Origin of the sequence: uncultured Tenacibaculum sp. (genome assembly GCF_947495995.1) — a bacterium.
Classification (GTDB): domain Bacteria; phylum Bacteroidota; class Bacteroidia; order Flavobacteriales; family Flavobacteriaceae; genus Polaribacter.
The window spans coordinates 62,618-88,324 of sequence record NZ_CANMAX010000003.1 but is presented as its reverse complement, the minus strand read 5'-3'; the positions used below and the strand labels follow the sequence as shown (position 1 = coordinate 88,324).

At 30.8% G+C, this 25,707-nt stretch carries 35 protein-coding genes and 1 tRNA gene; 24 read left to right on the top strand and 12 right to left on the bottom strand.

Annotation, left to right across the window (positions count from 1 at the left end; translation table 11 throughout):
• The first annotated feature begins 48 nt into the window (after positions 1-48).
• The 16 genes from Q1A15_RS09560 to Q1A15_RS09485 all read left to right on the top strand — a co-directional run bounded on the left by Q1A15_RS09560 (position 49) and on the right by Q1A15_RS09485 (position 5,295).
• Complete coding sequence (locus Q1A15_RS09560) at positions 49-1,338, top strand: HlyD family efflux transporter periplasmic adaptor subunit (RefSeq protein ID WP_299622474.1); 1,290 nt, start codon at positions 49-51, stop codon at positions 1,336-1,338.
• Positions 1,339-1,414: 76 nt separating this feature from the next.
• Positions 1,415-1,579, top strand: a complete 165-nt coding sequence (locus tag Q1A15_RS09555) for a hypothetical protein (RefSeq protein WP_299622471.1) — start codon at positions 1,415-1,417, stop codon at positions 1,577-1,579.
• Between the two features lie 261 nt (positions 1,580-1,840).
• Positions 1,841-2,014 carry a hypothetical protein gene (locus Q1A15_RS09550; protein WP_299622468.1) on the top strand — a complete coding sequence of 58 codons (174 nt, stop codon included), beginning with the start codon at positions 1,841-1,843 and terminating at the stop codon, positions 2,012-2,014.
• 20 nt (positions 2,015-2,034) lie between these two features.
• Positions 2,035-2,226, top strand: coding sequence for a hypothetical protein (locus Q1A15_RS09545; RefSeq protein WP_299622465.1), 192 nt, complete (start codon positions 2,035-2,037; stop codon positions 2,224-2,226).
• A 20-nt stretch (positions 2,227-2,246) separates the two neighbouring features.
• A complete protein-coding gene (locus tag Q1A15_RS09540) occupies positions 2,247-2,459 on the top strand; it encodes a hypothetical protein (RefSeq protein WP_299622462.1) in 213 nt (70 codons plus the stop codon).
• Between the two features lie 127 nt (positions 2,460-2,586).
• Entirely contained in the window at positions 2,587-2,793 is a 207-nt protein-coding gene (locus Q1A15_RS09535; RefSeq protein ID WP_299622459.1) for a hypothetical protein, read from the top strand.
• Positions 2,794-2,965: 172 nt separating this feature from the next.
• On the top strand, positions 2,966-3,157 hold the full coding sequence (locus Q1A15_RS09530) for a hypothetical protein (RefSeq protein WP_299622456.1): 192 nt from the start codon (positions 2,966-2,968) through the stop codon (positions 3,155-3,157).
• Between the two features lie 58 nt (positions 3,158-3,215).
• The gene (locus Q1A15_RS09525; protein ID WP_299622453.1) at positions 3,216-3,422 is read left to right on the top strand and encodes a hypothetical protein; all 207 of its coding nucleotides are present in this window, start codon (positions 3,216-3,218) and stop codon (positions 3,420-3,422) included.
• Positions 3,423-3,442: 20 nt separating this feature from the next.
• Positions 3,443-3,658: a hypothetical protein gene (locus tag Q1A15_RS09520; RefSeq protein WP_299622450.1), complete on the top strand. Its 216-nt coding sequence runs from the start codon at positions 3,443-3,445 to the stop codon at positions 3,656-3,658.
• An 11-nt stretch (positions 3,659-3,669) separates the two neighbouring features.
• Positions 3,670-3,882, top strand: coding sequence for a hypothetical protein (locus Q1A15_RS09515; protein ID WP_299622447.1), 213 nt, complete (start codon positions 3,670-3,672; stop codon positions 3,880-3,882).
• 23 nt (positions 3,883-3,905) lie between these two features.
• Complete coding sequence (locus Q1A15_RS09510) at positions 3,906-4,112, top strand: hypothetical protein (protein ID WP_299622444.1); 207 nt, start codon at positions 3,906-3,908, stop codon at positions 4,110-4,112.
• A 12-nt stretch (positions 4,113-4,124) separates the two neighbouring features.
• Positions 4,125-4,337 (top strand): hypothetical protein, encoded by a 213-nt coding sequence (locus tag Q1A15_RS09505; RefSeq protein WP_299622441.1) that lies wholly within the window; start codon positions 4,125-4,127, stop codon positions 4,335-4,337.
• A 23-nt stretch (positions 4,338-4,360) separates the two neighbouring features.
• Entirely contained in the window at positions 4,361-4,579 is a 219-nt protein-coding gene (locus Q1A15_RS09500; RefSeq protein ID WP_299622438.1) for a hypothetical protein, read from the top strand.
• An 18-nt stretch (positions 4,580-4,597) separates the two neighbouring features.
• Positions 4,598-4,813, top strand: coding sequence for a hypothetical protein (locus tag Q1A15_RS09495; protein WP_299622435.1), 216 nt, complete (start codon positions 4,598-4,600; stop codon positions 4,811-4,813).
• A 32-nt stretch (positions 4,814-4,845) separates the two neighbouring features.
• Positions 4,846-5,022, top strand: coding sequence for a hypothetical protein (locus Q1A15_RS09490; protein WP_299622432.1), 177 nt, complete (start codon positions 4,846-4,848; stop codon positions 5,020-5,022).
• A gap of 60 nt (positions 5,023-5,082) precedes the next feature.
• On the top strand, positions 5,083-5,295 hold the full coding sequence (locus Q1A15_RS09485) for a hypothetical protein (protein WP_299622429.1): 213 nt from the start codon (positions 5,083-5,085) through the stop codon (positions 5,293-5,295).
• 19 nt (positions 5,296-5,314) lie between these two features.
• Here the strand turns inward: Q1A15_RS09485 and Q1A15_RS09480 are convergent, their stop codons facing one another.
• Positions 5,315-5,905, bottom strand: coding sequence for a riboflavin synthase (locus tag Q1A15_RS09480; RefSeq protein WP_299622426.1), 591 nt, complete (start codon positions 5,903-5,905; stop codon positions 5,315-5,317).
• A gap of 57 nt (positions 5,906-5,962) precedes the next feature.
• On the opposite strand from Q1A15_RS09480, the gene pdxA reads away from it, so the two are divergent.
• The 8 genes from pdxA (at position 5,963) to Q1A15_RS09440 (ending at position 13,097) form a co-directional block, all read left to right on the top strand.
• Positions 5,963-6,997 carry a 4-hydroxythreonine-4-phosphate dehydrogenase PdxA gene (pdxA, locus tag Q1A15_RS09475; protein WP_299622423.1) on the top strand — a complete coding sequence of 345 codons (1,035 nt, stop codon included), beginning with the start codon at positions 5,963-5,965 and terminating at the stop codon, positions 6,995-6,997.
• Between the two features lie 63 nt (positions 6,998-7,060).
• The gene (locus tag Q1A15_RS09470; RefSeq protein ID WP_299622420.1) at positions 7,061-7,603 is read left to right on the top strand and encodes a DUF177 domain-containing protein; all 543 of its coding nucleotides are present in this window, start codon (positions 7,061-7,063) and stop codon (positions 7,601-7,603) included.
• Between the two features lie 2 nt (positions 7,604-7,605).
• Positions 7,606-7,800: a 50S ribosomal protein L32 gene (rpmF, locus tag Q1A15_RS09465; RefSeq protein ID WP_095069128.1), complete on the top strand. Its 195-nt coding sequence runs from the start codon at positions 7,606-7,608 to the stop codon at positions 7,798-7,800.
• A gap of 136 nt (positions 7,801-7,936) precedes the next feature.
• Positions 7,937-8,932: a beta-ketoacyl-ACP synthase III gene (locus Q1A15_RS09460; protein WP_299622410.1), complete on the top strand. Its 996-nt coding sequence runs from the start codon at positions 7,937-7,939 to the stop codon at positions 8,930-8,932.
• 25 nt (positions 8,933-8,957) lie between these two features.
• The gene (accB, locus tag Q1A15_RS09455; protein ID WP_299622406.1) at positions 8,958-9,449 is read left to right on the top strand and encodes an acetyl-CoA carboxylase biotin carboxyl carrier protein; all 492 of its coding nucleotides are present in this window, start codon (positions 8,958-8,960) and stop codon (positions 9,447-9,449) included.
• A gap of 48 nt (positions 9,450-9,497) precedes the next feature.
• Positions 9,498-10,835 carry an acetyl-CoA carboxylase biotin carboxylase subunit gene (accC, locus tag Q1A15_RS09450; protein ID WP_299622370.1) on the top strand — a complete coding sequence of 446 codons (1,338 nt, stop codon included), beginning with the start codon at positions 9,498-9,500 and terminating at the stop codon, positions 10,833-10,835.
• A gap of 100 nt (positions 10,836-10,935) precedes the next feature.
• Positions 10,936-11,787, top strand: a complete 852-nt coding sequence (locus tag Q1A15_RS09445) for a DUF2911 domain-containing protein (protein WP_299622367.1) — start codon at positions 10,936-10,938, stop codon at positions 11,785-11,787.
• Between the two features lie 65 nt (positions 11,788-11,852).
• Positions 11,853-13,097 carry a glycosyltransferase N-terminal domain-containing protein gene (locus tag Q1A15_RS09440; RefSeq protein WP_299622364.1) on the top strand — a complete coding sequence of 415 codons (1,245 nt, stop codon included), beginning with the start codon at positions 11,853-11,855 and terminating at the stop codon, positions 13,095-13,097.
• A 44-nt stretch (positions 13,098-13,141) separates the two neighbouring features.
• On the opposite strand, the gene Q1A15_RS09435 is transcribed toward Q1A15_RS09440, so the two are convergent.
• The 11 genes from Q1A15_RS09435 to Q1A15_RS09385 all read right to left on the bottom strand — a co-directional run bounded on the left by Q1A15_RS09435 (position 13,142) and on the right by Q1A15_RS09385 (position 25,702).
• Entirely contained in the window at positions 13,142-13,738 is a 597-nt protein-coding gene (locus tag Q1A15_RS09435) for a DUF4230 domain-containing protein (RefSeq protein WP_299622359.1), read from the bottom strand.
• 60 nt (positions 13,739-13,798) lie between these two features.
• Positions 13,799-13,873 (bottom strand) — tRNA-Pro (locus tag Q1A15_RS09430).
• Between the two features lie 78 nt (positions 13,874-13,951).
• The gene (locus Q1A15_RS09425; RefSeq protein WP_299622356.1) at positions 13,952-16,501 is read right to left on the bottom strand and encodes a M20/M25/M40 family metallo-hydrolase; all 2,550 of its coding nucleotides are present in this window, start codon (positions 16,499-16,501) and stop codon (positions 13,952-13,954) included.
• Between the two features lie 302 nt (positions 16,502-16,803).
• Positions 16,804-17,166, bottom strand: a complete 363-nt coding sequence (locus Q1A15_RS09420) for a nuclear transport factor 2 family protein (RefSeq protein ID WP_299622353.1) — start codon at positions 17,164-17,166, stop codon at positions 16,804-16,806.
• 69 nt (positions 17,167-17,235) lie between these two features.
• The gene (locus tag Q1A15_RS09415; protein ID WP_299624045.1) at positions 17,236-18,546 is read right to left on the bottom strand and encodes a deoxyribodipyrimidine photo-lyase; all 1,311 of its coding nucleotides are present in this window, start codon (positions 18,544-18,546) and stop codon (positions 17,236-17,238) included.
• A complete protein-coding gene (locus Q1A15_RS09410) occupies positions 18,536-19,003 on the bottom strand; it encodes an SRPBCC family protein (RefSeq protein WP_299622350.1) in 468 nt (155 codons plus the stop codon). Before Q1A15_RS09410 ends, Q1A15_RS09415 begins: the two co-directional genes overlap by 11 nt.
• Positions 19,004-19,072: 69 nt before the next feature.
• Entirely contained in the window at positions 19,073-19,297 is a 225-nt protein-coding gene (locus Q1A15_RS09405) for a hypothetical protein (protein WP_075343776.1), read from the bottom strand.
• Positions 19,298-19,623: 326 nt separating this feature from the next.
• Positions 19,624-20,637 carry a phytase gene (locus Q1A15_RS09400; RefSeq protein WP_299622332.1) on the bottom strand — a complete coding sequence of 338 codons (1,014 nt, stop codon included), beginning with the start codon at positions 20,635-20,637 and terminating at the stop codon, positions 19,624-19,626.
• 19 nt (positions 20,638-20,656) lie between these two features.
• Entirely contained in the window at positions 20,657-23,497 is a 2,841-nt protein-coding gene (locus Q1A15_RS09395; protein ID WP_299622329.1) for a TonB-dependent receptor, read from the bottom strand.
• 142 nt (positions 23,498-23,639) lie between these two features.
• Positions 23,640-25,172, bottom strand: a complete 1,533-nt coding sequence (locus tag Q1A15_RS09390; RefSeq protein ID WP_299622326.1) for a tetratricopeptide repeat protein — start codon at positions 25,170-25,172, stop codon at positions 23,640-23,642.
• A 137-nt stretch (positions 25,173-25,309) separates the two neighbouring features.
• Positions 25,310-25,702 carry a DUF6438 domain-containing protein gene (locus tag Q1A15_RS09385; protein WP_299622323.1) on the bottom strand — a complete coding sequence of 131 codons (393 nt, stop codon included), beginning with the start codon at positions 25,700-25,702 and terminating at the stop codon, positions 25,310-25,312.
• Between the last annotated feature and the right edge of the window lie 5 nt (positions 25,703-25,707).

Genomic DNA, 25,707 nt, shown 5'->3' with positions numbered 1-25,707 from the left:
CTCATAAAAATAGTGAGGGGAAACATTTCCCCTTACTTTTTCAAATAGATGCCACAGAATAGTCAAGACATAGAGATTAGAAGCGAAGAAGTTCAAGAAATACTTAACAAAGTTCCAAGTTGGATGATTAGGTATGGTAATATGTTAATCTTAGTATTAATTTTAATATTACTTTTTATTTCTTGGTTCGTTAAATACCCAGATGTAATTACCACTCAAGTAATGGTTACTACAGCAATTCCACCAGAAAAAATTTATGCAAAAGCTTCTGGTCAGTTTGAGGTATTATTAGCAAACGAAGGAAGTGAAGTAGAAAAAGATGAAATTATTGCTGTAATAGAAAACAGTGCATCGTATAAAAATGTACTTTTTTTAAAGAGTATAGTTGATACAATTACGATTAACAATGAAGAATTCACTTTTCCTATAGATGATATTCCTCCATTAATCTTGGGTGACATAAACTCAAGCTATTCTCAATTTGAAAATGACTATCAAAGCTACCAATTAAACAAAGAACTAGCACCATTTCAATCTCAAGTGATGGCAAATAAGATGAGTGTAATTGAAGCTCGCAGAAGGCTACAAAATATGCTTTATCAAAAAAAATTAAGTGAGAAAGAACTTGAGTATAAAAAAACAGATTTTGAACGAAGTAAGAAAGTTTTTGAAAAAGGTGTAATCTCTGCTAAAGAGATGGAACAAAGAGAGATTCAATATATACAAGCTGTAAGAAACGACAAATCGATGGAAGCATCTATTTTACAGATTAGAGAATTAATTAATAGTTCATCTCAAAATTTAGACGACACCACTATAAAACAAACTCAAAACGATAGAGGGCTTCAAAAAAGAGCTAAACAATCTTTCTTATTATTAAAGAAAGCAATAAGTGATTGGGAAAACAGTTATGCTTTAACAACTTCTATGAGTGGAAAAGTTTCTTTCCTTTCTTTTTGGAGTGAAAATCAAACTGTAAAAGCAGGTGATTTAATATTTACAATTATACCAGAGAACTCAAAAGATTTTATCGGAAAAATTAAAGCTCCGATTGCCAATTCTGGTAAAATAAAATTAGGACAAAAAGTACAAATCAAGTTATTAAATTATCCTTCAGATGAATTTGGTGAACTTAATGGAAAAGTAAAACACATATCATTTGTACCAGATCAAGAAGGAAATTATATAATTGATGTTGAACTACCTGAAAACTTAAAAACTACATACCAAAAACAATTGGAATTTAGACAAGAAATGCAAGGTAGTGCAGATATAATTACTGAAGATCTTAGGTTGATAGAACGATTCTTTTATCAACTTAAAAAAGCTATAAAATAAATTTTCGCGAAGAATAGACATAAACCTTGATGTCTTAAAACAAACAAGGATTTAATTAACCTTAAATCTTTCGATTATGACAAAATCGATCCTAAATTTTGGCACTCCTATTTCCAAAATTCAACAAAAAAGAATTCATGGTGGAACATCATGTTATGAATGTTACGACAATTGCGTAGCCAATTCTAGAGATAGAATGGAACTCGGTATTTGCTTCGACAATTGTTCTAGTGTTTGTTAAACACTTTGTTTTAAAATACAGGATATACTAGAGTATATCCCTTACTTAAAAAAGTAACTATTCAACGTCTTTTTTAGAGAACTTACTGTCTATACTGTTGTTAAAATTGCTTTTAAATTTTCGTATACCTCATATTTATAAAATTTGAGTCACTCGACTATTTGATGCAATTCGTAAATGAAGAAATTTAGCTTTTCAACTATTACTGTTTTAAAGTTAAAACACTACACTTTTTAATTAACCTTTTAAAATCAAAACATTATGAAGAAATCAATTTTAAACGTTGGTAAGGCTTTAAATAAAACCGAACAAAGAGAAATCAATGGTGGTAGATTATCATTAATTATTTGTTGCGACCCTGCATTACATTGTTGTAGACCAGGCGGAACAAGAAACTGCCGTTATAGTTTTTCTTCAAGACCAGTGTGTATCTAAATATTTAAACAAAAATTATCATGAAAAAATCAATCTTAAACTTAGGTAAAAAACTTTCAAGTAACGAATTAAAAAATATCACAGGTAGTTTTAACGATCCTGATGAATATGGATTATGTAGAACAAGATTTGGATTCTTCTGTGGAGTACCAGATCATATCTGCTGTAACTTTATGTGTGTTTTACCTACTCATGGAGCTTGTCAATTTTAATATTTAAAGAATTAAATATCATGAAAAAATCAATTTTAAGTTTAGGTAAGGCTTTACATAAAACAACACAACAAGAAATCACTGGTGGAAGAACTCTAATTAAATTTAGATGTTTAGTAAACACTGGAGATCGTATCTGTTGTACTCCACAACATTGTGGTGAAACCGGAGGTATAATTGCTAATACTTATCCTGGTCAATACGGTACTACAGATTTATGTGCTTGTTTTTAAGCTTTAATCAAAATATCGTTCGTAAAGCAATTGCTTTTTTGAACAATTCTCTCGCAAAGAATAGACATACACCTTGAGTGTCTTTAAATGTTCAAGGATTTAATCATTTTTTAAATCTTTCATTATTATGAAAAAATCAATCTTAGAACTTGGTAAAGTTTTAGCTAAAACTGAGCAAAAAGAGATTAAAGGAAGTGGTGGTTTATCTGTAAACCGATGCAGTAGCGATTGCGACTGTTTTTTAACATTTCCAAGTAACTTGTCTTATGGATACATCTGTAACTCAGATAACATATGTGTTCGTGGAATTTATTTCGAAATTCCTTGTAGTTAATCTAACTACAAAAACTTAGATACAGTCTTTTAACTGTATTAAAACACACAACAGTATTGTTCATTAATTAAAAGTCTTGACTTTTTTGAACAATTTTTTCGCGAAGATCAGACACAAACCTTGAGTGTCTTTAAATGTTCAAGGATTTAATCAATTTTTAAATCTTTAGATTATGAAAAAATCAATCTTAAACATCGGTAAAGCTTTAAATAAAGCTGAGCAAACAAAAGTTAATGGGGGAATTGACTTAATTAGAATAAGAACTTGCGCTGAAGCCTGCCCAACAGCAACTACAACAATAAAATGCGGACCTCCACACTGTCCTGGTGTATGCGATGGACGCGGTGGTTGGGTAAACTATTAATACAATATTCAACAAACAAATGAGGAGTTTTATAACTCCTCTTTGTTAAACTATACAAATGAAAAAATCAATCTTAAACTTAGGAAAACAATTAAACAAAAATCAACAACAGTTTATTAAAGGTGGCGACAATTGTTATTATTATGCAAACCAAAATTTTTGCTTTGCCGACAACGATCCTTTATGTATTCCTTGCAATCAATTACATAATTATCCTGGAGCAGAGACTTGTCCTCAAATAGACTTCGGATGCTTTTATGACTAATTATTAAAACACAAAAAATTATGAAAAAATCAATCTTAAATATTGGAAAAGCATTAAACAAACAATCTCAAAAAGAAATTTTAGGCGGGAGGATAAGATTATTTCCTGCGCCAACAGAATATAATTTCTGTTGTCTTCCATTTCCTGTTAGTGCTTGGATAGCTGAATATGGCTACAGACCTAATTATACCTGTGAAGGATATGTATGTGAACCAGCTGGAGATATTGTTTACTAAAACTTAAAAACATGAAGAAATCAATCTTAAACTTAGGTACAGTTTTAAATAAAAAAGCTCAAAAAGAAGTTAAAGGAAGTGGTGGCTTTCCAGCTCCTACTGAATATAATTTTTGTTGTTTACCAATACCCGTAAGTGCTTGGATAGCCGAATATGGTTTTAGACCAAGATGGGATTGTGAAGATGTTTCTTGTACTCCAAACGGTGGAGGAATTGTGTATTAAAAAATCTAAAAACTTTAAAAATTATGAAAAATTCAATCTTAAAATTAGGAGTAACTTTAAATAAGGCTCAACAAAAAGAAGTTCATGGAGGATTTATTCCTACACCATACCAGTTCTGTTGCACTAGAACTCAAGGATTTTGGTTAAGTAACTATCCATTTTTAGGAAACGATCCAATGTATCGTTGCGAAAATTATGGTTCTTGTCGTAGTGGAAACTTTCCTTTCTAAAAATTAAAAAACATGAAAAAATCAATTTTATTTCTAGGAAAATCTTTAAATAAGAAAACTCAAAAAAACATTAATGGAGGTATGTTTTCAAATTGTCCGTCTTCTCCAACATGTTATGGGGTTTCAGGAGTACCTACTCCATGTGGAACTTGCGAACAATACCACCTTTTACCTCAAGAATGTAAAATGAGAGTTAAAGTAGGTGTAAGTTGTTTCCAACAATAGAAAACTTTAATTAAATCTTTATTATGAAAAAAACAATTTTAAACTTAGGTAAAAGCCTAGATAAAAACACTCAAAAAAATATTAATGGAGGTAGCGATGTTCGTTGTTTCCCTACACCAACTTGTTTTGGGTATTTTGACGGAATTGATAGCTCTAGTTGTGGAACTTGCGCGCAATATCATGACCTACCTTATGAATGTAGGATACGTGTTAAAGTGAGCGTTTTTTGCTTCCCTATTTAAAATTAAAAACTCAAAATCATGAAAAAATCAATCTTAAATATTGGAAAAAACCTAAGTAAATCAGAACAAAAAAATATTCATGGTGGAAATGCAAATTGCCCTTCTACTCCTATTTGTTATGGTGCTTTTCAAGGTCCTTTTAATTTTTCTTGCGGAACTTGTGAACAATATAACGCTTTACCTAATGCTTGTAAATCTAGAGTTTTAGTAAGCGTTACTTGTTTCGGAATCTAAATAAAAATTAATCAATTAAAATCTTAATTATTATGAAAAAATCAATTTCAAATATCGGCATTGCTTTAGACAAGCAACAACAAAGACAAATAAACGGAGGTCTAGGTTGTAGAGAAGCTATTTCTTTTGATGGGACAGCATGTTTGTGCGTAGATTGGACTCCAGCTCTAAATGGAAACTACTGCGTATATAATACAAATCCATTCTAAAATAATAAATAAGTTGTTTATTTCTATGAAATAAAACAACTCATGTAGTACTAAAGGGCAATGTTTACATTGCTCTTTTTTGTTTTTCTACTATTACTATTTATTATTAAAGTTCAATTATTTGCAGACTTAGGAAAAGTATTAAACAAAAAGCAATTAAAAGAAGTAAAAGGTGCATGGGATTATGGACCTTGTGGATGGGTTTTTGCTTACACAGATTTGGCAGATCGCTTGTTATCACAATTTATAAAACAAATAAAGGCTAGTAAGTAGCCTTTATTTATTAGTTTTTTTATTTGTGTAAACTCTGTAATCTTGTTACATATTTACCAATTACATCAAACTCTAAATTTACTTTTGTTCCAACTTCAAAGTGTTTAAAAACTGTATGCTCTAGTGTATAAGGAATAATAGCCACGCTAAATTCATTTTCTTTTGAATTCACTACAGTTAAACTTACTCCGTTTACAGTTACCGAACCTTTTTCAATAGTAATATTATTCATTTCAGTATCGTACTTAAAAGTAAATAAAGTACTTCCTTCTTGATCTTGAATATTTGTACAAACACCTGTTTGATCAACATGACCTTGAACTATATGTCCATCTAATCTATCTCCCAATTTCATGGCACGTTCAAGATTAACTTCATCACCAATTTTTAAATCTCCTATATTACTCTTATCTATAGTTTCTTTAATTGCTGTAACTACATATTCATCATTATCAATAGCAACTACAGTTAAACAAACTCCATTATGCGCAACACTTTGATCGATTTTTAACTCTCCAGTAATCGTACTTTTTAAAGTTAAGTGTATATTTTCTTGCTCTTTTACCAATTCTGTAACACTACCAAGTGTTTCTATTATACCTGTAAACATTCCTTAAAATTTAGTTACTTTTGTTGATATCAAAAATACAACATCCGGATTCTAAATATGGAAAAAACAAATAAAATTATTGTTGGTATATCTATTGGAGATATTAACAGTATCGGTATAGAAATCATTCTTAAAACATTTGAGGATAAGAGAATGTTAGAATTTTGTACTCCTGTAATTTTTGGTTCTAATAAAGTAATTTCTTTTCATAAGAAAGCTTTAAACTTAAACAACAGCATCCACGGTATTCAATCTTTCGATAAAATAGTTCACGGTAAAATTAATTTACTAAACATTTGGAAAGAAGATGTAAAAGTTGACATCGGTAAAACAACACCAGACGGAGGTAAATATGCATTAAAATCTTTAGCGGAAGCTGTAAAAGCTTTAAAAAATGAAGATATTAATGTATTGTTAACAGCTCCTATCAATAAAGAAAATATACAGTCTAAAGAATTTAATTTCCCTGGACACACAGAATTTTTAGAAAATGAACTCGAAGGTGAAAGTTTAATGATACTAATGTGTGGTGATTTAAGGATAGGACTTATTACTGGTCATGTACCAGTATCACAAATTTCAGAACTTATCACTCCAGAACTAATTAAGAAGAAGGTTGAGATAATGCATAAATCACTTAAAAGAGATTTTAACATTAATAAACCTAAGATTGCAGTTTTAGGATTAAATCCTCATTGTGGTGATAAAGGTGTAATGGGTAAAGAAGATGATGAAATTATTAGGCCTACAGTAGCAGAAATTAAAGAAACAGGTAAGTTAGTTTTCGGACCTTACGCTGCTGATGGTTTCTTCGGATCTAAGACTTATGAGCAATTCGATGGTGTTTTAGCAATGTATCACGACCAAGGTTTAGCTCCGTTTAAAGCACTTTCTTTTGGAAACGGTGTAAATTTCACTGCTGGACTTGATAAAATTAGAACATCACCAGACCACGGAACAGGCTTTGATATCGCAGGAAAAAACAAAGCAAACGTTGAATCTTTCAAAGAAGCTTTATTTAGTTCTTTGAAAATTTATCGAAACAGAAAAGAAAATATTGAATTAGAGTCTAATACATTAAAATCAAAATAGTATTAATTCTTCTTTTTTAAAAAAATATTTTATTATATTTGCGCCCTCAAATTGATATTGTAAATGAAAGGTTTAAAACAATATACTATTCCTTTTGTCGGACTTAAGGAAGGCAGCCACCAATTTCAATACCAAATTGAAAACACGTTCTTTGAAGAATTTCAGTACGAAGAATTTAATGCAACTAATGTAAAAGTTGATGTTGAGTTTGTAAAAAAAAGTACATTATTCGAAATTTTATTCTCTGTTAATGGACATGTAAATGTTCCTTGTGATCTTACAAGCGAACCATTTGACCAAGAAATTGAAGGAGAGTTCAAGTTAATTGTTAAGTTCGGTCAAGAATTTAATGATGACAATGAAGAAATTTTAATAATTCCTTTTGAAGAATACCAATTAAACATTGCACAATACATTTACGAATTAATCATTCTATCTGTTCCTAAAAAAAGAGTGCATCCAGATGTACTTAACGGAACAATGAAATCTGAAACTTTAGAGAAGTTAAAGGAATTAGAAATTAATAAAGAAAAATCGGTTGAAGATGAAGCAACCGACCCGAGGTGGGATAAGTTAAAAGATTTACTAACAGGAAAAAACACATAGAAATGGCACATCCTAAGAGAAAAATATCAAAAACTAGAAGAGATAAGAGAAGAACTCACTATAAAGCTACTATGCCTCAGATAGCTGTTGATCCTACTACTGGAGAAGCACATTTATATCACAGAGCTCACTGGCACGAAGGTAAGTTATATTACCGTGGTCAAGTAGTAATTGATAGTACTGAAGCTGAAGCTTAATACATTATAACTTCTTAGAAGTTTATGTAGTTTAACATATTTAACGTCAAAAACGAAAGTTTTTGACGTTTTTTTCGTTTTCAAGTGAAAAAAAAATCACTACTTTTGAAAACTAAATTTACTAGAAGTAACAAACATGGCTAAAATAACTGCAGCAATTACAGCAGTAGGAAAATATGTTCCTGACTATATTCTAACCAACCAAGAGTTAGAAACAATGGTAGAGACCAACGATGAATGGATAACTAGTAGAACTGGTATCAAAGAACGAAGAATCTTAAAAGAAGAAGGCGAAGGTACTTCTTACTTAGCCATTAAAGCTGCTGAAGATTTAATTACCCGAAACAATATCAATCCAAAAGAAATTGACTTAGTTATTGTAGCTACAGCTACACCAGATATGTTAGTTGCTTCTACAGCTGTTTACACTGCTACTAAGATTGGTGCTGTTAATGCATTTGCTTACGATTTACAAGCAGCATGTTCTAGCTTTTTATATGGTATGTCTACAGCTTCTAGTTATATAGAATCTGGACGTTATAAAAAGGTATTATTAATAGGTGCAGATAAAATGTCTTCAATTATTGATTATACAGACAGGGCTACTTGTATTATTTTTGGTGATGGAGCTGGTGCAGCTTTATTCGAACCAAATGAAGAAGGTTTAGGTTTTCAAGATGAGTATTTAAGAAGTGATGGAATAGGAAGAGAATTCTTAAAGATTGATGCTGGAGGTTCTATCTTACCAACTTCTGAAGATACAATTAAGAACAGACAACATTATGTACATCAAGAAGGAAGAACTGTATTCAAATTTGCAGTTTCTAACATGGCAGATGTTTCAGAAAAAATATTAGAGCGTAATAACCTTACTAAAGAAACAGTAAACTGGTTAGTACCTCATCAAGCTAATAAAAGAATTATTGAAGCTACAGCCAACAGAATTGGTTTAGCTGAAGAAAAAGTAATGATGAATATTCACAGATATGGTAACACTACATCTGCAACTTTACCATTATTACTTGCAGACTATGAAAAAGAACTTAAAAAAGGTGATAATTTAATTTTTGCTGCATTTGGTGGTGGTTTCACTTGGGGAGCCATTTACCTAAAATGGGCGTATAATAAATAGACACAATCAACTAAAATTATAGACAATGGACATTAAAGAAATTCAAAATCTTATTAAGTTCGTAGCGAAATCTGGTGCTAGTGAAGTAAAACTAGAGATGGATGATGTAAAAATCACTATCAAGACTGGATCAGATGCACCAGAAACAAAAATTATTCAAGCTGCTGCCCCTATTGCTGCTGCACCACAAGTTGTTGCTGCACCTCCAGTAGTACAACAACAAGTTGCTGAAGCTGCTACACCGGCTGCTCCTGCTAAATCAGATGACGATTCTAAATACGTAGCTATAAAATCACCAATCATTGGTACTTTATACCGTAAACCATCTCCAGACAAGCCTGTTTTTGTTGAAGTTGGTGATGAGATTAAAGCCGGAGATACTGTTTGTATCATTGAAGCAATGAAACTTTTCAACGAGATTGAATCTGAGATTTCAGGAAAAATCGTAAAAGTATTAGTAGATGATTCAACTCCTGTTGAATTCGATCAACCTTTATTCTTAGTTGACCCATCTTAATTTATCGTATAGCTTAATCGATTGAGCTATTTATAAACTATTACAATTATGTTTAAAAAGATATTAATTGCCAATAGAGGTGAAATTGCACTACGTGTAATTCGTACCTGTAAAGAAATGGGCATAAAAACCGTTGCTGTATACTCTAAAGCAGATGCAGAGAGTTTACACGTAAGATTTGCTGATGAAGCAGTTTGTATTGGTCCTGCACCAAGTAACGAATCTTACTTAAAAATGGATAGAATTATTGCTGCTGCTGAAATCACTAATGCAGATGCAATACACCCAGGATATGGATTCCTTTCTGAAAATGCGAAGTTTTCTAAACTTTGTGAAGAACATGATATTAAATTTATCGGTGCTTCTGAAGAAATGATCTCTAAAATGGGAGATAAAGCAACAGCTAAAGCAACGATGATTGCTGCTGGTGTACCTTGTATTCCAGGTTCTGAAGGAATTTTAGATTCTTACGAAGAAGCTGAGAAAATAGCAGTTGACATGGGATTCCCTGTAATGCTTAAAGCTACTGCCGGTGGTGGTGGAAAAGGTATGCGCGCTGTTTGGAACAAAGAAGATTTAAAACCAGCTTGGGATTCTGCTCGTATGGAAGCAAAAGCTTCTTTCGGAAACGACGGAATGTACATGGAAAAATTAATTGAAGAACCAAGACACATTGAAATTCAAATTGTTGGTGATTCATTTGGTAAAGCTTGTCACTTATCTGAAAGAGATTGTTCAGTACAACGTCGTCACCAAAAATTAACAGAAGAAACTCCTTCTCCATTCATGACTGATGAATTAAGAGATGCAATGGGAGAAGCTGCTGTTAAAGCTGCTGAGTATATTAAATACGAAGGAGCTGGTACGGTTGAATTCTTAGTAGATAAGCACCGTAACTTCTACTTTATGGAGATGAATACTCGTATTCAGGTAGAGCATCCAATTACTGAAGAAGTTGTTGATTATGATTTAATTCGTGAGCAAATCTTAGTGGCTGCTGGTGTGCCAATTTCTGGTAAAAACTATACACCTCAATTACACTCTATAGAATGTAGAATTAACGCTGAAGATCCTCACAAGAACTTTAGACCTTCTCCTGGAAAGATCACTTCTTACCATGAGCCAGGTGGACACGGAGTTCGTATTGATACGCATGCTTATGCTGGATATACAATTCCGCCAAACTATGATTCTATGATCGCTAAATTAATTGTAACTGCACAAACTCGTGAAGAGGCAATTAACAAAATGAAGCGTGCTTTAGATGAGTATATCATCGAAGGAATTAAAACTACTATTCCTTTCCACAGACAATTAATGGATCATCCAGATTACGTAGCTGGTAATTACACTACGAAATTCATGGAAGATTTCGAAATTAAATAAACTCAAAAAGACTGTCTAAATAGGCAGTCTTTTTTATTTATGGCTATTTGTAATTAATTCTAGTTTTCTCGTCTACTTCATTATAAAACAAACTTATCTTATGAAAATCAAAACAACCATACTTCTATTTTTGTTAAGTATTGTAGCGGTAACGGCTCAAATTGCTCAACCAAGTTTAAGTCCGAAAATTACCTCAAAACAAAAAGTAGGATTAGCAACTATTGATTTACAATATGGTCAACCAAGTGTGAAAGGAAGAACAATTTTTGGTTCTTTAATTCCGTATAATAGATTATGGAGAACTGGTGCTAATGCTTCAACAAAATTCACGACAGATCAAGAAATTACCATTAATGGTTTAAAACTTCCTGCTGGGACTTATGGTTTATACTCTATTCCGGGAAAGAAAGAATGGACAATCATATTCAATAATAAAAGTAACTTATGGGGAAGTGCAGGATATAACAAAGAAAATGATGTTATTCATTTTAAAATACCTGTAACAACTTCAAAGCAATTACGAGAAACTCTTGCTATAAGCTTTGAAGATTTTACAATTGATGGTGCAACTATGGTAATCGCATGGGAATATACTATCATTAAAATCCCAGTTACAGTAAATTCAGATCGTATTATAGAAGAACAAATTACTTCTAAAATAACTAATGCTGAAGGTAAAGTGAGTCCGCAAACATATTTCGATGCTGCTCAATTTTACTATCAAAAAAACAAAGATTTAAAACAAGCCTTAGCTTGGTTTGCAAAAGCAGAAGAATTAAGACCTCAAGCATTTTGGTACACGTATTATAAGTCGGAATTAGCTTTAAAATTGAATCAAAAAGATATCGCTAAAGCTGGAGCAGAAAAATGTTTAAAAGCTGCTAAAAATAGTAAGAGCTCAGATTATGGCTACATTGCGAAATGTTCTTTGCTTTTAAAAGCTATAAAATAACTCAAGAAATATTTTTTGACGTGTTAAAAGGCTAATTATAATTAGCCTTTTTATATTTTTGATGCATGAGTTTCTTTTATAATATCCTAATACATATTGCGTATTTTATAATACAGGTTATAAGCCTTTTCAATAAAAAACTAGAGTTTTTTGTTAGTGGGCGCAAAGAAACTTTTAAAAAACTAACTGCGATTTCATCTAGTGATCGTGTGTTCTGGATTCATGCAGCTTCTTTAGGTGAGTTTGAACAAGCGAGACCAATAATTGAAAAGCTAAAAATTAATTATCCAAATCATAAAATTGTAGTTACTTTCTTCTCCCCTTCAGGATATGAAATTCGAAAAAACTATGATCTTGCAGATGTTGTTTGTTATTTACCTTTCGATACGAAAAAAAATGTAAATCGATTTATAAAATTAGTTCATCCAGAATTAGCAATTATTGTAAAATATGAGTTTTGGCCAAACTTACTTGGCGCATTAAATAAGTCTAACACCAAAACGATACTAGTCTCTGGAATTTTTAGAAAAGATCAACTATTTTTTAAATCTTACGGACAGTGGATGCGTAAATTCTTACAAACATTCTCATTCTTTTTTGTTCAAAATGAAATTTCTAAAAACTTACTAAACAGTATTAAATTAGATAATGTTATTATTTCTGGTGATACGAGATTCGATCGCGTTTCTGAAATTTTAAAACAAAATAACACTATAGAACCCATAGAAGTATTTAAAAACAACACCTATACTGTTGTCACTGGAAGTACTTGGAAAGAGGATGAAGAATGTATTGTTAATTACATTAATAACAACTCAAATAAGGAAGAGAAATTTATTATTGCTCCGCATAACATCAATAAAAATAAAATAGAAGAATTACGAAATAGCATTCTAGAGAAAACTATTCTGTATTCTGAAAGAAATAATGTGAATTTAACAGATTACAAAGTTCTTATTATTGATAATATAGGATTGCTCACTAAAATATATTCGTATGCAAATGCTGCTTATGTTGGTGGTGGTTTAGCAACAGGACTTCATAATATTTTAGAACCTGCTACATTTGGTATTCCTGTGATTTTTGGAGGAATTAAACATGAAAAATTTCAAGAAGCTAAGGATTTAATAGCATTAGGTGGAGCAAAAACGATACTTAACAAAACTGATTTCTCCAATATCTTTAGTCAATTGAAAAATGATATAAATGTTCGTGTAACCATGGGGAACATCAATAACGAATACATTCAAAATAATATTGGCGCAACAAGTAAAATACTTGACTTTATTGAAAAGAATATTAATTCCTGAATTTTATCTTTTTTTTTATTTCAGAAAAATGATCAAAAAGAAAATCAATCTAACAACGGTATTTCTTTAAACGTATTTGTGTTATCAACTACAGCCCAATTGTATATTCTTGACAACTGATAGATTTTAGATAATTCTTCAAATAAGCGTGTTTTAGCCTCTTTTTTTTGTGTAGTAAACTCAATGGTTTCTTTTATCATTGCTACAGCTTTATCACTCAGTTTATTTAGTTCCTCGTTTGAAAATGTATTAAACTTACTTTGTTGTAAATCGAAATATTTAATATCTGGTGAAATATTAATCTCTTCTTGAGGAATTTTATTAATTACAATCTGTTTGGCAACACTATCTATTTGTATATCTAATTTCGATAAATCGTAACCTACTTCGACTTTTGCATTTACAGATAACATTGCTTTTTTCTGAAATTCAACATAATCAAAAAAGTACTTTTTAGTATCCGAAAAGCTATACATCTCAGAATATGTTCCTTCAGAAACCACTAACTTGCTTAGATTTTTAACTCCAGCTAACATCACTTTAATTTCTTCTTTCTGATGTTTTTGTTCTTTCCTATCGTACCACAATTTGGCGATTAAAAAACCTAATAAAAAAACAGCAATGTATTTAAGAAAGCGCATAACAATTCAAAATTTATTGATAGTAAATTACTAATTATTTTACAGAAGTAGCAATTAAAATCGGGATGAAAGGATTCGAACCTTCGATCTCTGGTCCCCCAGACCAGCACTTTAACCGGACTAAGCTACATCCCGAATTAATTCTAAAACAAATATAAAAAAAGAGGCTAAATCAATAGCCTCTTATACTGAAGATCAACTAAGTTTGAAATATTAATTAATAATAATTTTTTTAATTACTTGGTCTTCTCCTTCTGTTTCTATTTTTATTAAATATACTCCTGTATTTAATTTATGTTTCTTTACTGATATTTTATTTTCACCTGTACTTAATTTCATTTTAGTTACCACCTTACCTGTTATATCGTACATAGATGCATAGATTTCGTAAGCAACTGAACTTTTTTGAGTATTGATAAAGAAAAAATTTGTACTTGGATTAGGACTCACTACTACTGAATGTAAAATTCCTTCTTTATCGGTTCCAATTACTGGTGCTATTGAAGCTGAAGAAACTCGATTTACAGTAGAATTGTTACATGAACCTTCGTAAATTTTCACATTACTAAATACAGAAGTATTTCCAGATCCTGCATCGTTATCATTTACAAATACTAATCGATCCATATTTCCTGTATAAAAACTTCCTACTGGAATAACATAAGTTTGAGTTCCACTTCCATAATTATCATAATTTGTAACACCATAATTTTGAGTTCCGTGAACTTTAAAATACCTTGTTGATGTTAAACTATTATCATCTTCAAAACCAATTCCGTGAATCTCTCCTTGTGAAGAACTGCTAAACTCAAATTCAATAACCGTATTAGCTGTAACAGTATAATTATAATCAATATATTTCCAAGTGTTATTCGTTAAGCTTAATGAATTTCCTGCATTGGTGACACTAAATGTACCGTCAGAATCTTGGTTTGAAAAAGAAGTTATTGTGTAATCATTAAAACTTAACGGTTCACAAGCAGGCGGTGGTGGTGTTGTATTATTTGCAATTGAAATTTCATCGATAGCAATATCACTTTGCCAACCTTCATTTCCTGAACCAGTAGCAATAACATAACGAATTTGAACATCTGCAGTATTTGCATAAGTTCCTAAATCCACTGTTGCTGTTTCCCAGTTGTTTCCTTGAGCTCCATTTTTAATAAAAATTGTATTCCAAGTAGTTTCGCTATTCAATTTTGCTTCAACCTCTAAAGAAGCTATTGCACTTCCTAACATATGATATTGAAAACTTAGTTGTGGTGTACTTAACTGACTAAAATCAAAACAAGGTGAATTTAAAATTGCTTTCTTATCAGGAAAACCAGTTCCGTTACCTGAAGCTTCAACATAAACATAAAAATTCCCTGATGCAGCTCCAGTAGGTCCAGTATTATTAGACGGTGTTCCTCCAGAATTTCTTGTGAAGTTTAAATTATCGTTTGTATCATCTGTCCAAAAACCTAAAGAATTTTCAAAACCTTCTTCATAAGGAAAAGAATTTACAGTTTGTGAACATCCTACAGGTGGAGATGAATTTATTCCGTTTGAAATTTCAATTAAATACTCTAAAGCCAACTTAGCAAACTTAGCTGCATGTGTAGCATTAGGCGTAGGAGATCTATCAAAAGTATCTTGAGAAGTATGAATATTAGGATTACTTTGATTAAAACTAGCTTCAAAAGGAAAAGCCACATTATAACCTTCTTGTGCCCAACTGTAGTGATCTGAACATCCGTAGTTACATTGTGAAGTTCCATAAGTTAATTTATGTGTTCCAGATGCATTATAAAAATCCATAAGTTGAATTAGGAAATTATTCAGCGTATCATCGTTATAAGAATCTGTAGAAATATAAATATCATTAGTAGAACCTTTATAATTAGTCATATCCAGTTGCATATAACTTACTACGTTTACATTACGCTGTCTGTAATCTTCAGCAATTTCTCTAGAACCTCTTAGCCCAACTTCTTCAGCAGCAAAAGCCATAAACTCAATCGTTCTTTTTGGTTTAAAATTCATTTCAAATAATACTCTCGCTGCTTCAGTAAATGTTGCAATTCCAGAAGCATTATCATCGGCACCAGGAGCATTATTATTATTTCCTCTTGCTGTAGAATCTATATGTCCACCAATAATTACAAATTCTTCAGGAGCTTCAGTTCCTGTGATAGTCATAACTACAGAAGGCATATTCGTACTTGTATGATTTACAATTCTTACAGATACATCACTTCTACCAGAAGCCATATTTTCCCATTTTGTTTTTAAATCTAAAACAGATTGAGTTGCACTATTCGTTGTGTGATACCTAGTTCCATAAGCTTCTAATTCTTGAATATGGTTTGCTATGTTTAAGTTATTGACTAAATCTAAACTCTGCCTTACTAAAGGCTCTTGAGTAATAGAAAAAGAAACTAAACTGTTATTTGAAGAAACTTTAGATGCAATTTTATTTGCTGAATTGATTGCTGCTAAAGCACTTTCTCTTGAAGGTTCAAAAATAAAACCTGGACCATGAACTAAAACTTTATGATGTAATTCTTCAGCAGCATTATGACTTAACAATACTGCACTAAAACCATTAAGAGAATGTATAATCTTAATTTCTTTAGGATGGTTAATTTTTAATCCTTGTGCGTCTCGAGTTTGCATAGTTGCATAAAACATTTCATTGGTTTCTTGTGCATAAAAAACATGAGATACCAAAAGTGTACTGCATAATAATACAGCGAGACAAATTGTTCGGATTGTTTTCATTTTATAGGGTTTTTTAGTTAATTACTTTAGGTTAAGAAAAGAGTATACTTATTATCCTTTTCTGGGAGTTACTGCAAGAAGAATAGCAGCTGTTAGATAATATTTGACATAGGAGGAAAAACATTAACTAATTACCTTACAATGCTTAATATAGAAAAAAAGCGAAACTTCTAATGAATTCTTAAAAGTTAATTTACTGATAGTTAGATTTCAAACAACTTTTAAATAAGAAAGATTTTTTTAACAAAAAAGGCATTGTAAAAACATACAATACCTTTTTATTATTTTATTTATTTTGATGATTACATCGAGTAGAAAAACTGTTCGTTTGTAATTTTTCCTTCTTGTACTTCAAATACACAAACCTCTTCCATTTGTTGTCTTCCTCGATCTTTAAAAGTAACATCGAAAGCCATTTTTGAAGTGAAATGATTATGTGCTACTACTGGATCAGAAATTTCAGAAGAATGGAATTCAACAACGTTATCTAACCATTGTTTGCTCTTTTCAAAAACTTCTTGTTTTCCAGAAACAACTTCTCCGTATGGTACTCCTGGCATTTCTTTGCTTACTACATTTTCTGCATATAATTCAGTAATGCATTCTAGGTTCTTTCCTTCTCTGCACATTTGTGCCCATTGATTTGCAACTTCTTGTGTGGTCATAATAATTTAATTTACTTGTTAATTGCTTTAAAGTTACACAAAACAAGCGCACTAATTATTAATTACTCGTTAAGAATCAACGGCTAACGCACTTTTATAAGTTGTTAAACAACGTTCTCTTGCAAATTTATGATCTACTATTTCTTTAGCGTAAGTCAATTCTTGAAATTCTGGAACCCATTTTTTGATGTACTGCAAATCTTTATCGAACTTTTTAATCTGCGTCGTTGGATTAAAAATTCTGAAATATGGCGCTGCATCTACTCCACAACCTGCAACCCATTGCCAATTTCCAACATTACTTGCTAGCTCAAAATCTAGAAGTTTTTCTGCAAAATAAGCTTCTCCCCATCTCCAATCAATTAGTAAATGTTTACATAAAAAACTACCCACCAACATACGCACTCTATTATGCATAAAACCTGTAGCGTTCAATTCACGCATACCAGCATCAACTAATGGATATCCTGTTTTTCCTTCACACCAACGTTTAAAATCATCTTCATTATTTCTCCACTCAATTCTATCGTATTGAGGTTTGAATGCTTGATCTACTGTATGCGGATAATGCCAAAGAATTTGGATGAAAAACTCTCGCCAAATTAATTCTTTTAGAAACGTAATATTATCGCTCTTGCGAGCTTCTTGTACAGCTTTTCTTGTTGAATAACTTCCGAATCGCAGATGTAATCCTAATTTTGAAGTTCCTTTTACAGCTGGAAAATTTCGTTTTGCTTCGTATTCATCTATAATTTGCTGACTTACATCGTAATCAGGAATTTCAATTCCTGAAGGTTCAAAACCTAAATCAGACATTGAATGAATAGCTTTACTTTCTGAAGTAAATATTTGATCTAAATGTGCTTCAGATGGGTAAAAATTAAAATCAATGGTTGAAAATTTCGCTAACCATTTTTTAGAATATGGTGTGTATACTTTATATGGATTTCCATCATCTTTAACAACTTCTTTCTCTTCAAAAATCACATGATCTTTAAATGATTTAAACCCTATATTCTTTGATGATAAAAAAGCTTCAATATTACGATCACGTTCTCTTGCATACGGTTCATAATCTTTATTTGTAAAAACCGTATCTATTTCAAATTGCTGACTTAATTTTTCAAAGGCCTCTTCTGGTGTACTATAAAAAGTTAGTAGATTTCCTCCTTTTTCTTGAAGTTTATGATGAATGTGAGTAATTCTCGAATGAATAAAATCTAACCGAGTATCTTTCTTCGGAAGTTTATCTAAAATATTTTTATCAAAAATAAATATTGGTACAACTTTATTTCCACTATTCAGAGCTTCGAAAAAACCTTTATTATCATCTAGTCTTAAATCTCTTCTAAACCAAAAAATTGAAATACTATCCATTATACTCTCCAAAAAGTTCAATTAATTTTTTCTGACGATAACTAAAAATCTCTTCTAATTTAGGTTTCACTAAAAACGGATGAACCATTTGACCTAAAATTCCTAATGGAATTTTATAATCTATAATATCTTCCATCTCTACTCCACCTTCAATTTCATGAATAAAGTGTTTATGATGCCATAATGCATAAGGACCAAAACGTTGTTCATCGACAAAATATTTCTTGTCTTGAACATGTGTAATTTCAGTTACCCATTTTGTTTTAATTCCTAAGATCGGAGTAACAATATACTGGATAATTTGTCCTGGATACATAGGTCGATCTGCACCAGATAAAATATTAAACCACATATAATCTGGAGTAATTATTTTTAAGTTTTTAGGGCTCGATAAGAACTCCCATGCCTTATCTATACTAATTGGTAAGTTTTGTTTCTTGTGAAGACGATAAATTTTCATATATAAAAACGTAAATTTTGTGTATAAAAAAAGCTGTTAATTATTATCAACAGCTTTTCATTTAAATTCTTATGCAGTTAGAGGTTTCCCTTTAAGCCTTTTTTCAATTCTTTGCTTAACAACGGTTAACCTTTTCATTAAATCCATTAGCTCACCATCTTTACTTTTCTTGTACTCTTCATTTATTTCTAAAATAAGAGCTTTTGCTTCTCTTGAAGCTAAAATTCTATCGCTGGTAGTTACGAATTTAAATTTTCGGTTCTCAAACTCTAATGCTTTTTCTATTAATGTCATAACTATTCAATAATTATAATGTTCTGTCAAACTACATATGCGGTTTGAATAAATAAATCGTCTCCAAATTTCTGTCGTTTTTACGAATGGAATCTTTCAAAAAAAGGACATTATTTTTCTGATAAAGAAACTTGGGGCAACAAATGTATATATATCTTTGACATATACACATATTTTTCGATTGATTTAAACAATATGTTAATTATTTTTTCTTATATAAACCATTCTGTTTAGCAAATTTATAAAAAAATTAAACAAAACAAAATATATTGGTCATTTTTAAGAAATGTAAGACATTAGTATTCTTCAAAAAAGATTCAAAATCATTACTCTACATTAGATAACGAAAGCCTACTTAAGTCGTAAAAGAAAAAGTTACTTTCATCATTCATGGCTACAAATAATCCATTCGGATACTTACTTCCCAACGAAACAGTAGTTACCTCACAACCATCAGTTTCTAAAGTAGAAAGATTAACGGCTTTTATAAAATCATTTGTATTTCTATCGAAAACATTAAACGTTCCTCTTTGCTGATCGGAAACAATAATAAACCCTTGGTATCCTTGAGTTCTAGCAATTGCTATTCCTTCAATATCTTCTTTGAAATAATCACCTCCAAAACAAGAAATTTCTTTATCTCCTTTTTCAGGATCTGCGTAATATTTTCTAATACAATGCTGTTCATCAGAATAATACACATATCCTAATTCGGCATCAACAGCTATAGCTTCTATTTCTTTTTTTCCACTAAAATCACCAAACTTTCGAACTAATTTAGCCTTAACTGTAGTACTATCGGAAATCAATTCATATTGATATAAATACTTTTGTTTTGGTCCAGATTTTCTACCAACGATAGCATATGTTTTATTAGAAATTGACGATTTGTATAATGCAATTCCCATTGGTAATCTTAGCGATTGTTCTTTTTCATCTTCAAAAACTTTAAATCCGCCATTATCTAAGGGTTTCATATCTGGCACAGAAAATAAACGGATTTGCTCTTTTTCACGTTCAGTAAAAACTATAATATCTGTTTTTGTACTATCACTTAATACAAAATCGTAAGAAATATCAACATTATTAGGTCTTGCGATATTAAATATTGACTTCTCTTTTATAATCTTTCCTTCTAAATTGAAGGCATAAACTGCTCCTTCTGATGCTTTATCTGTTCCAAAAACAATACTTTTTGATGGATCATTTTTGTTAATCCAAATTGCTGGATCATCTGCATCATTTGCAGTTTTCTCTGTAATAATGTCTGGAGTTATTTTTTCAATCTTGTTGTTAACTTCACAGGAAATCAAAAGAAATCCTGCGAAGAAAAAAATCATATTATTTATAAGATTGTTTTTATTTTTTAAATACATCATATTTTAATCCAAAAGTTAAACGTCTACCATAAAATTCTACTTGCATTGTTCTATCTACTGCACCTTGATAAAAACGTAATGGCTGATCTGTTAAGTTGGTAAAATCTGCATACAAACGAAGATTTTTCGTTATTGCATATCCGATATTAAAATCTAAAAAGAACTGTTGATCATAATATCTGTCTTCGAATTCATTACCTCCAAATTCATCTACATAAGCATCTGAAAAATTAGCGGAAATACGAGCTGTTAATTTACCATCATCGTAACCTAAAGATCCGTTAAACATATTTGGTGCTGTATTTGGCAACTCTAAATCATCGCTTCTATCGTTTACTCCGTTTGCTTTAGAAGTTAAGAATGTATAGTTTGCATACACGCTAAAGTTTCTTGCAAAACCAGGTAAGAAGTTTAACTTTTTTTGAACAGCTACTTCAGCTCCTAGAACAGTAGCATTATCTCCGTTTCTTGGAGTAAAAACTGTGAAACCTTGAGTATTTGCCCCTAAACTATTATCGGTAGCTTCAGAAAAAGAAACGTAAGAGAAATCTTCGATATCTTTATAAAACGCACCAACAGAAATTAATCCGATGTTGGTAAAGTAATACTCAGCAGTTAAATCTAAATTCATTGATTTTGCTGGCTCTAAATCTGGATTTCCTAATTGAATTGCATCATCTTCACGAATAATATTTCTGAAAGGAACCAACTCTACATAATTCGGACGAGCAATTGTATTTGTATACGCAAATCTGATTACTGCATTTGGATTGAAATTGTATTTAAGATGAACCGCTGGTAAAAAGTTTGTGTACGATCCAGCATCTGTTACAGGCTGAAAACTTTCAAAATCACCATCTGTATCAAAATTCACGATATTTCCAGTTGCGTTTGTTTTTGTATGTTCAACTCTAACTCCTGCTAACACCGTAAACTTATCTAAAAACTTTTGCTGTGTCATCGCGTAAGCTGCATACACATCTTCTCTTACATTAAAATTCTCACCTAAAAACTCATCAAAAACCAATTCTCCATCGCTGGGATTTAAATCTAAATTTCCTAACCAAACTTCTGAAGCATAATTCCCTGCTTGATACTGGCTACCTGCTAAAAAATCTGAGTTTGTATAATCTTTTACTGGAGCTAAACTTAATGTTGGGAAAATTCCTTCTAAATCGTACTCAAAAAAGTCGTTATCTCTTTTCTTTTCTTTTAAACGAGTTCTAGCTCCGAATTTAAATGTTCCGTCATCACTATTAAAAAGATGCAAAGGCATTTCAAAATTCACAAACATATTGAAGTCTTGTTCGTTTGTAAATTGATTTTCTTCTGTGATTTCGTCGTATTCGAAATTGCTTAAATTGTTCGCATCAGCTGAATTTACTGGAGTAAAAATTGGAAATCTCGGATTAGAATTATCATTAGTAATTATGTATTCACTTTGAAAACTTGCATACCTTTCATTCAAACGTTCTTCAGAAGCTTCAGCATAAGAAAACAACCAATCTGCTTTTATGTTTCCTAATAAATGATTTCCTCCTAAAGAGTAATTTTGCATACGTTGATCTTCTAAACGTCTGTTTTGATTTCTATTATTATCAATTCCTCCTTTAGTTTCTCTAGAAACTTCTACTGGAAATTGTACTAAATCGTTGTTTGGCGTAACTACAAACTGTCCTGCACTTATATCGTCTCCATCTAAAATTTCTTGTTTTAAACGTAAACGATTTTCACGATCGTCTCTCCAATTGTACATCGACTTGAAGTATAAACTATTTTCATTATCTAATTGAAAATCGAGATTAGCAGCAATACTTCTTCTAATTCTTTGTACTAAATATGTTCTTATTTGGGTTTCTTTTGTATACGGATTAACATCAACTTCTCCAGCATCATATTCGAACTCGTTGTCCCATTCTGCTTCAACATTATGAGACGCAAAATCTGTATCGTTGACAGAAGCAGAAACCATCCATCCAAACTTTTTATCTGCTGTTCTATCACCAACTAAAAAAGAACCATTTAAAATTCTCTTGTTGTTAATGAAATTAATTCCAGAACCTGCAGTAGCCGATAATCTAAAGTTTTGCGGTGCAGTTCTCGTTACTAAATTTACCGAACCACCTAAAGCATCTCCGTCCATATCTGGTGTAACGGCTTTGTTAACTTCAATAGTTTGAATCATATCCGATGGAATTAAATCCATTTGAATATTTCTGTTATCACCTTCTGCCGAAGGAATTCTACTTCCGTTTAAAGTAACCGAGTTTAATTGTGGAGATAAACCTCTAACAATAATATTTCTTGCTTCACCTTGATCTACTTGCATCGTAATTCCTGGCACTCTTTTTATTGCATCTCCAATATTTGTATCAGGAAACTTACCGATTTGATCTGTAGAAATTACATTCGTAATATTAATATTCGACTTTTGTTTGTTAATTGCTTTGGCTTCTCCTCCGATAGCTGTAGAAATTGTTACCTCATCTAAAACCGTTGTGTTTGGAGTCATTTTAATTTTTACAAACGTGGTTTGATTTGGTGTAATTTTAATCGCTTTTTCAATCTTTTGATAACTTAAAAAAGTAACGATTAATTTTTGTTCTCCTGAAGGAACATTTAGCAAAGTAAAACGACCATCAAAATCAGATACAGCTCCTTTTTTTGTGTTTTCAATGTAAATATTTGCCCCAGGAACATAAATACCATTTTCATCTGTAATTATCCCATTTACAGTTCCAGCTTGTGCATGCATTTTAGCATGAAATAGCATACAAACAAGCGTTACAAATAGTAGTTTAATAAAGTTCGACTGTTTCATTTTTATATAGTTTTGTTCCGCTCAAAACTAGATGTTTATTGATTTTTTATCGTTTTTTTTAAGGCAACAAACTGTAAAAACACAGGAAACAAACAGGCAACATTAAGGTTAAATTTACACTTGGGAAATATTATGGAAATATCTACACAGATAACATGAAATTTACTAAATCTTCTTTCGATTGAATAGGTAATTTTTTACGTAACCGATGTCTTGCTACTCGAACACTATCTGGAGTTACTCTTAGAATTGTTGCAATCTCTTTTGAGGAAATATTTAAGCGTAATAACATCGCCAATTTTATTTCTGAAGATGATAATTTATTCGTGGCTATTTCTGTTATTTTTTTGCTGAAGTTTGGATGTATTTCTGAAAACAGATTATTAAAGTCTAACCACTCATCTTCTTGTTTTAATCTAAAATCAATTTCTTTAGCTAACGTTTGTAAATTCCTTTTAAAATCTAAGTGCTCTCTTTTTGTAATTTTCTTTAAATTAGAAGAAACATCTGATAACATTTTATTCTTCTCAGATAATTGTAAACTGTATTTGGATAGTGATGCTGTTTTTAGTTGAATATCGTCTTTTAATGATTTTTCCATCATTCTTTTGTTATCTAATTCAGCTTGTAAAACTCTTTGTTTGTATTCATGTAATTTCTGTTTAGATTTTTGTCGTTTTAAATAAAAAAACAAGAAAAAACTCAATAATAACACTGAACTTAAAAGTGTTACCAAGAGTAGCTTTTGATTCGATTCACTTACTTTATTTGTTTCTTTTAATAATTTTATTTCTGCTTCTTTTCGGTCTGATTCGTAAATTGTTTGTAAAATATTAAGCTGATTCGATTTCTGTTTTGTTAATGTGATTTCTTTATATTCTTCGGATTTTACTCGGTAAGCATAAGCTTTTTCAAAGTTTTCTATTTCAGAAAATGATTTTGAGAGATCTTTATATGCTGATTCTAACAACTCACTATTATCTAATTGAATAGCTAAAACCAAACCTTTATTGTAAAACTCTATAGCTTCTAATACTTTTCCTCTTTTTCGAAAAACGTCACCTAGATTGTTTAAAACATCAACTTCTTGATAAGAATTCTCATTCTCGAGTAACTGATACGCTTCAAAAAAATATTCATAAGCTTTATCAAACTGATTTAAATCTTCGTAAATACTACCAATATTGAGTTTTACAGAAGCAACTCCGTGATTATCTTTAGTTATTGAAAATACTTTTAAACTCTTTTCTTGATATTCTAATGCTTTTAAATAATCTGATTTTTTCTCATAAACACTTCCAATATTTGCTAATGAATTAGCTTCTCCTTTTTTGTATTTTAAATCTTTCGATTCTTGTAAAGCTTTCCGAAAATATTCTTCAGCCGTTACAAAGCTTTTCATGATAAAATATACGTTTCCGACTTGATTTTTAATACGAACCGAAAGTATATCGCTTGTAATTGTTTCCTGTAATGCTTTGTTTAACTCTTTTATAGCCTCTGTGTTTAATCCATTTTTGGCATAAAAAGAACCTTTAGAAAAGTGATTGTATCTTTTATCGTTTTTACTGACAAACTTTTCGTTATCAATATCAGAAAACGAATTAGTACTATTAGCGATTAATACCCAAAAACTTACACTTAAACTGAGAATAAAATTGACTTCAATCTTCATTATCAGCAAAAGAATTAATCTTCAATAAAGTTATAGTTAACGAATTGTTATCTTATTTATTCAAGATTATCAGAAGGGTATTTACATGAAAAAACACCTTAAATAAGGTGTTTTTAATTAACTATGTTTAGGAATTCTTAGTTAACAACATCTAGTTCTTTCAATAAAATATTAAAAACAGTTAAGTCTTTATTTCCATTGAAAGTCAATGTTCTATTTTCAAAACTCACAATTGTTTTTGGAAGATCTCTTCCTTTTTGAGTTTTAGGATTAACAGACGATAATCTTGTTAATTCTCCTTTTAAAAGTTTTACTTTTTGCTCTGATATTTGATATTCAGCTTCTCCCTTCACTTTTACATGATCTACGCCTTTGAATATAACTTTTCCGTTATCGTAAACATATAAATCGAATACTGGACATTTCCCTAAACATCTCGATTTTCTATAGTGAATTACATCAGTAGCAAATTGCTTAGACGATGAGCAACTCAATAGAGTTGCTATAATAAATAAATACACATATTTCATACTTC

Coding starts and splice junctions, on each gene's coding strand:
- Q1A15_RS09410 (WP_299622350.1), bottom strand. CDS start 19,003: ATGAAAATTTATCGTCTTCACAAGAAACAAAACTTACCAATTAGTATA.
- Q1A15_RS09495 (WP_299622435.1), top strand. CDS start 4,598: ATGAAAAAATCAATCTTAAATATTGGAAAAAACCTAAGTAAATCAGAA.
- Q1A15_RS09520 (WP_299622450.1), top strand. CDS start 3,443: ATGAAAAAATCAATCTTAAATATTGGAAAAGCATTAAACAAACAATCT.
- Q1A15_RS09515 (WP_299622447.1), top strand. CDS start 3,670: ATGAAGAAATCAATCTTAAACTTAGGTACAGTTTTAAATAAAAAAGCT.
- Q1A15_RS09490 (WP_299622432.1), top strand. CDS start 4,846: ATGAAAAAATCAATTTCAAATATCGGCATTGCTTTAGACAAGCAACAA.
- accC (WP_299622370.1), top strand. CDS start 9,498: ATGTTTAAAAAGATATTAATTGCCAATAGAGGTGAAATTGCACTACGT.
- Q1A15_RS09540 (WP_299622462.1), top strand. CDS start 2,247: ATGAAAAAATCAATTTTAAGTTTAGGTAAGGCTTTACATAAAACAACA.
- Q1A15_RS09545 (WP_299622465.1), top strand. CDS start 2,035: ATGAAAAAATCAATCTTAAACTTAGGTAAAAAACTTTCAAGTAACGAA.
- Q1A15_RS09470 (WP_299622420.1), top strand. CDS start 7,061: ATGAAAGGTTTAAAACAATATACTATTCCTTTTGTCGGACTTAAGGAA.
- Q1A15_RS09400 (WP_299622332.1), bottom strand. CDS start 20,637: ATGATTTTTTTCTTCGCAGGATTTCTTTTGATTTCCTGTGAAGTTAAC.
- pdxA (WP_299622423.1), top strand. CDS start 5,963: ATGGAAAAAACAAATAAAATTATTGTTGGTATATCTATTGGAGATATT.
- accB (WP_299622406.1), top strand. CDS start 8,958: ATGGACATTAAAGAAATTCAAAATCTTATTAAGTTCGTAGCGAAATCT.
- Q1A15_RS09480 (WP_299622426.1), bottom strand. CDS start 5,905: ATGTTTACAGGTATAATAGAAACACTTGGTAGTGTTACAGAATTGGTA.
- Q1A15_RS09395 (WP_299622329.1), bottom strand. CDS start 23,497: ATGAAACAGTCGAACTTTATTAAACTACTATTTGTAACGCTTGTTTGT.
- Q1A15_RS09525 (WP_299622453.1), top strand. CDS start 3,216: ATGAAAAAATCAATCTTAAACTTAGGAAAACAATTAAACAAAAATCAA.
- Q1A15_RS09530 (WP_299622456.1), top strand. CDS start 2,966: ATGAAAAAATCAATCTTAAACATCGGTAAAGCTTTAAATAAAGCTGAG.
- Q1A15_RS09550 (WP_299622468.1), top strand. CDS start 1,841: ATGAAGAAATCAATTTTAAACGTTGGTAAGGCTTTAAATAAAACCGAA.
- Q1A15_RS09435 (WP_299622359.1), bottom strand. CDS start 13,738: ATGCGCTTTCTTAAATACATTGCTGTTTTTTTATTAGGTTTTTTAATC.
- Q1A15_RS09440 (WP_299622364.1), top strand. CDS start 11,853: ATGAGTTTCTTTTATAATATCCTAATACATATTGCGTATTTTATAATA.
- Q1A15_RS09460 (WP_299622410.1), top strand. CDS start 7,937: ATGGCTAAAATAACTGCAGCAATTACAGCAGTAGGAAAATATGTTCCT.
- Q1A15_RS09485 (WP_299622429.1), top strand. CDS start 5,083: ATGTTTACATTGCTCTTTTTTGTTTTTCTACTATTACTATTTATTATT.
- Q1A15_RS09500 (WP_299622438.1), top strand. CDS start 4,361: ATGAAAAAAACAATTTTAAACTTAGGTAAAAGCCTAGATAAAAACACT.
- Q1A15_RS09555 (WP_299622471.1), top strand. CDS start 1,415: ATGACAAAATCGATCCTAAATTTTGGCACTCCTATTTCCAAAATTCAA.
- Q1A15_RS09535 (WP_299622459.1), top strand. CDS start 2,587: ATGAAAAAATCAATCTTAGAACTTGGTAAAGTTTTAGCTAAAACTGAG.
- Q1A15_RS09405 (WP_075343776.1), bottom strand. CDS start 19,297: ATGACATTAATAGAAAAAGCATTAGAGTTTGAGAACCGAAAATTTAAA.
- Q1A15_RS09560 (WP_299622474.1), top strand. CDS start 49: ATGCCACAGAATAGTCAAGACATAGAGATTAGAAGCGAAGAAGTTCAA.
- Q1A15_RS09385 (WP_299622323.1), bottom strand. CDS start 25,702: ATGAAATATGTGTATTTATTTATTATAGCAACTCTATTGAGTTGCTCA.
- rpmF (WP_095069128.1), top strand. CDS start 7,606: ATGGCACATCCTAAGAGAAAAATATCAAAAACTAGAAGAGATAAGAGA.
- Q1A15_RS09420 (WP_299622353.1), bottom strand. CDS start 17,166: ATGACCACACAAGAAGTTGCAAATCAATGGGCACAAATGTGCAGAGAA.
- Q1A15_RS09510 (WP_299622444.1), top strand. CDS start 3,906: ATGAAAAATTCAATCTTAAAATTAGGAGTAACTTTAAATAAGGCTCAA.
- Q1A15_RS09425 (WP_299622356.1), bottom strand. CDS start 16,501: ATGAAAACAATCCGAACAATTTGTCTCGCTGTATTATTATGCAGTACA.
- Q1A15_RS09505 (WP_299622441.1), top strand. CDS start 4,125: ATGAAAAAATCAATTTTATTTCTAGGAAAATCTTTAAATAAGAAAACT.
- Q1A15_RS09390 (WP_299622326.1), bottom strand. CDS start 25,172: ATGAAGATTGAAGTCAATTTTATTCTCAGTTTAAGTGTAAGTTTTTGG.
- Q1A15_RS09445 (WP_299622367.1), top strand. CDS start 10,936: ATGAAAATCAAAACAACCATACTTCTATTTTTGTTAAGTATTGTAGCG.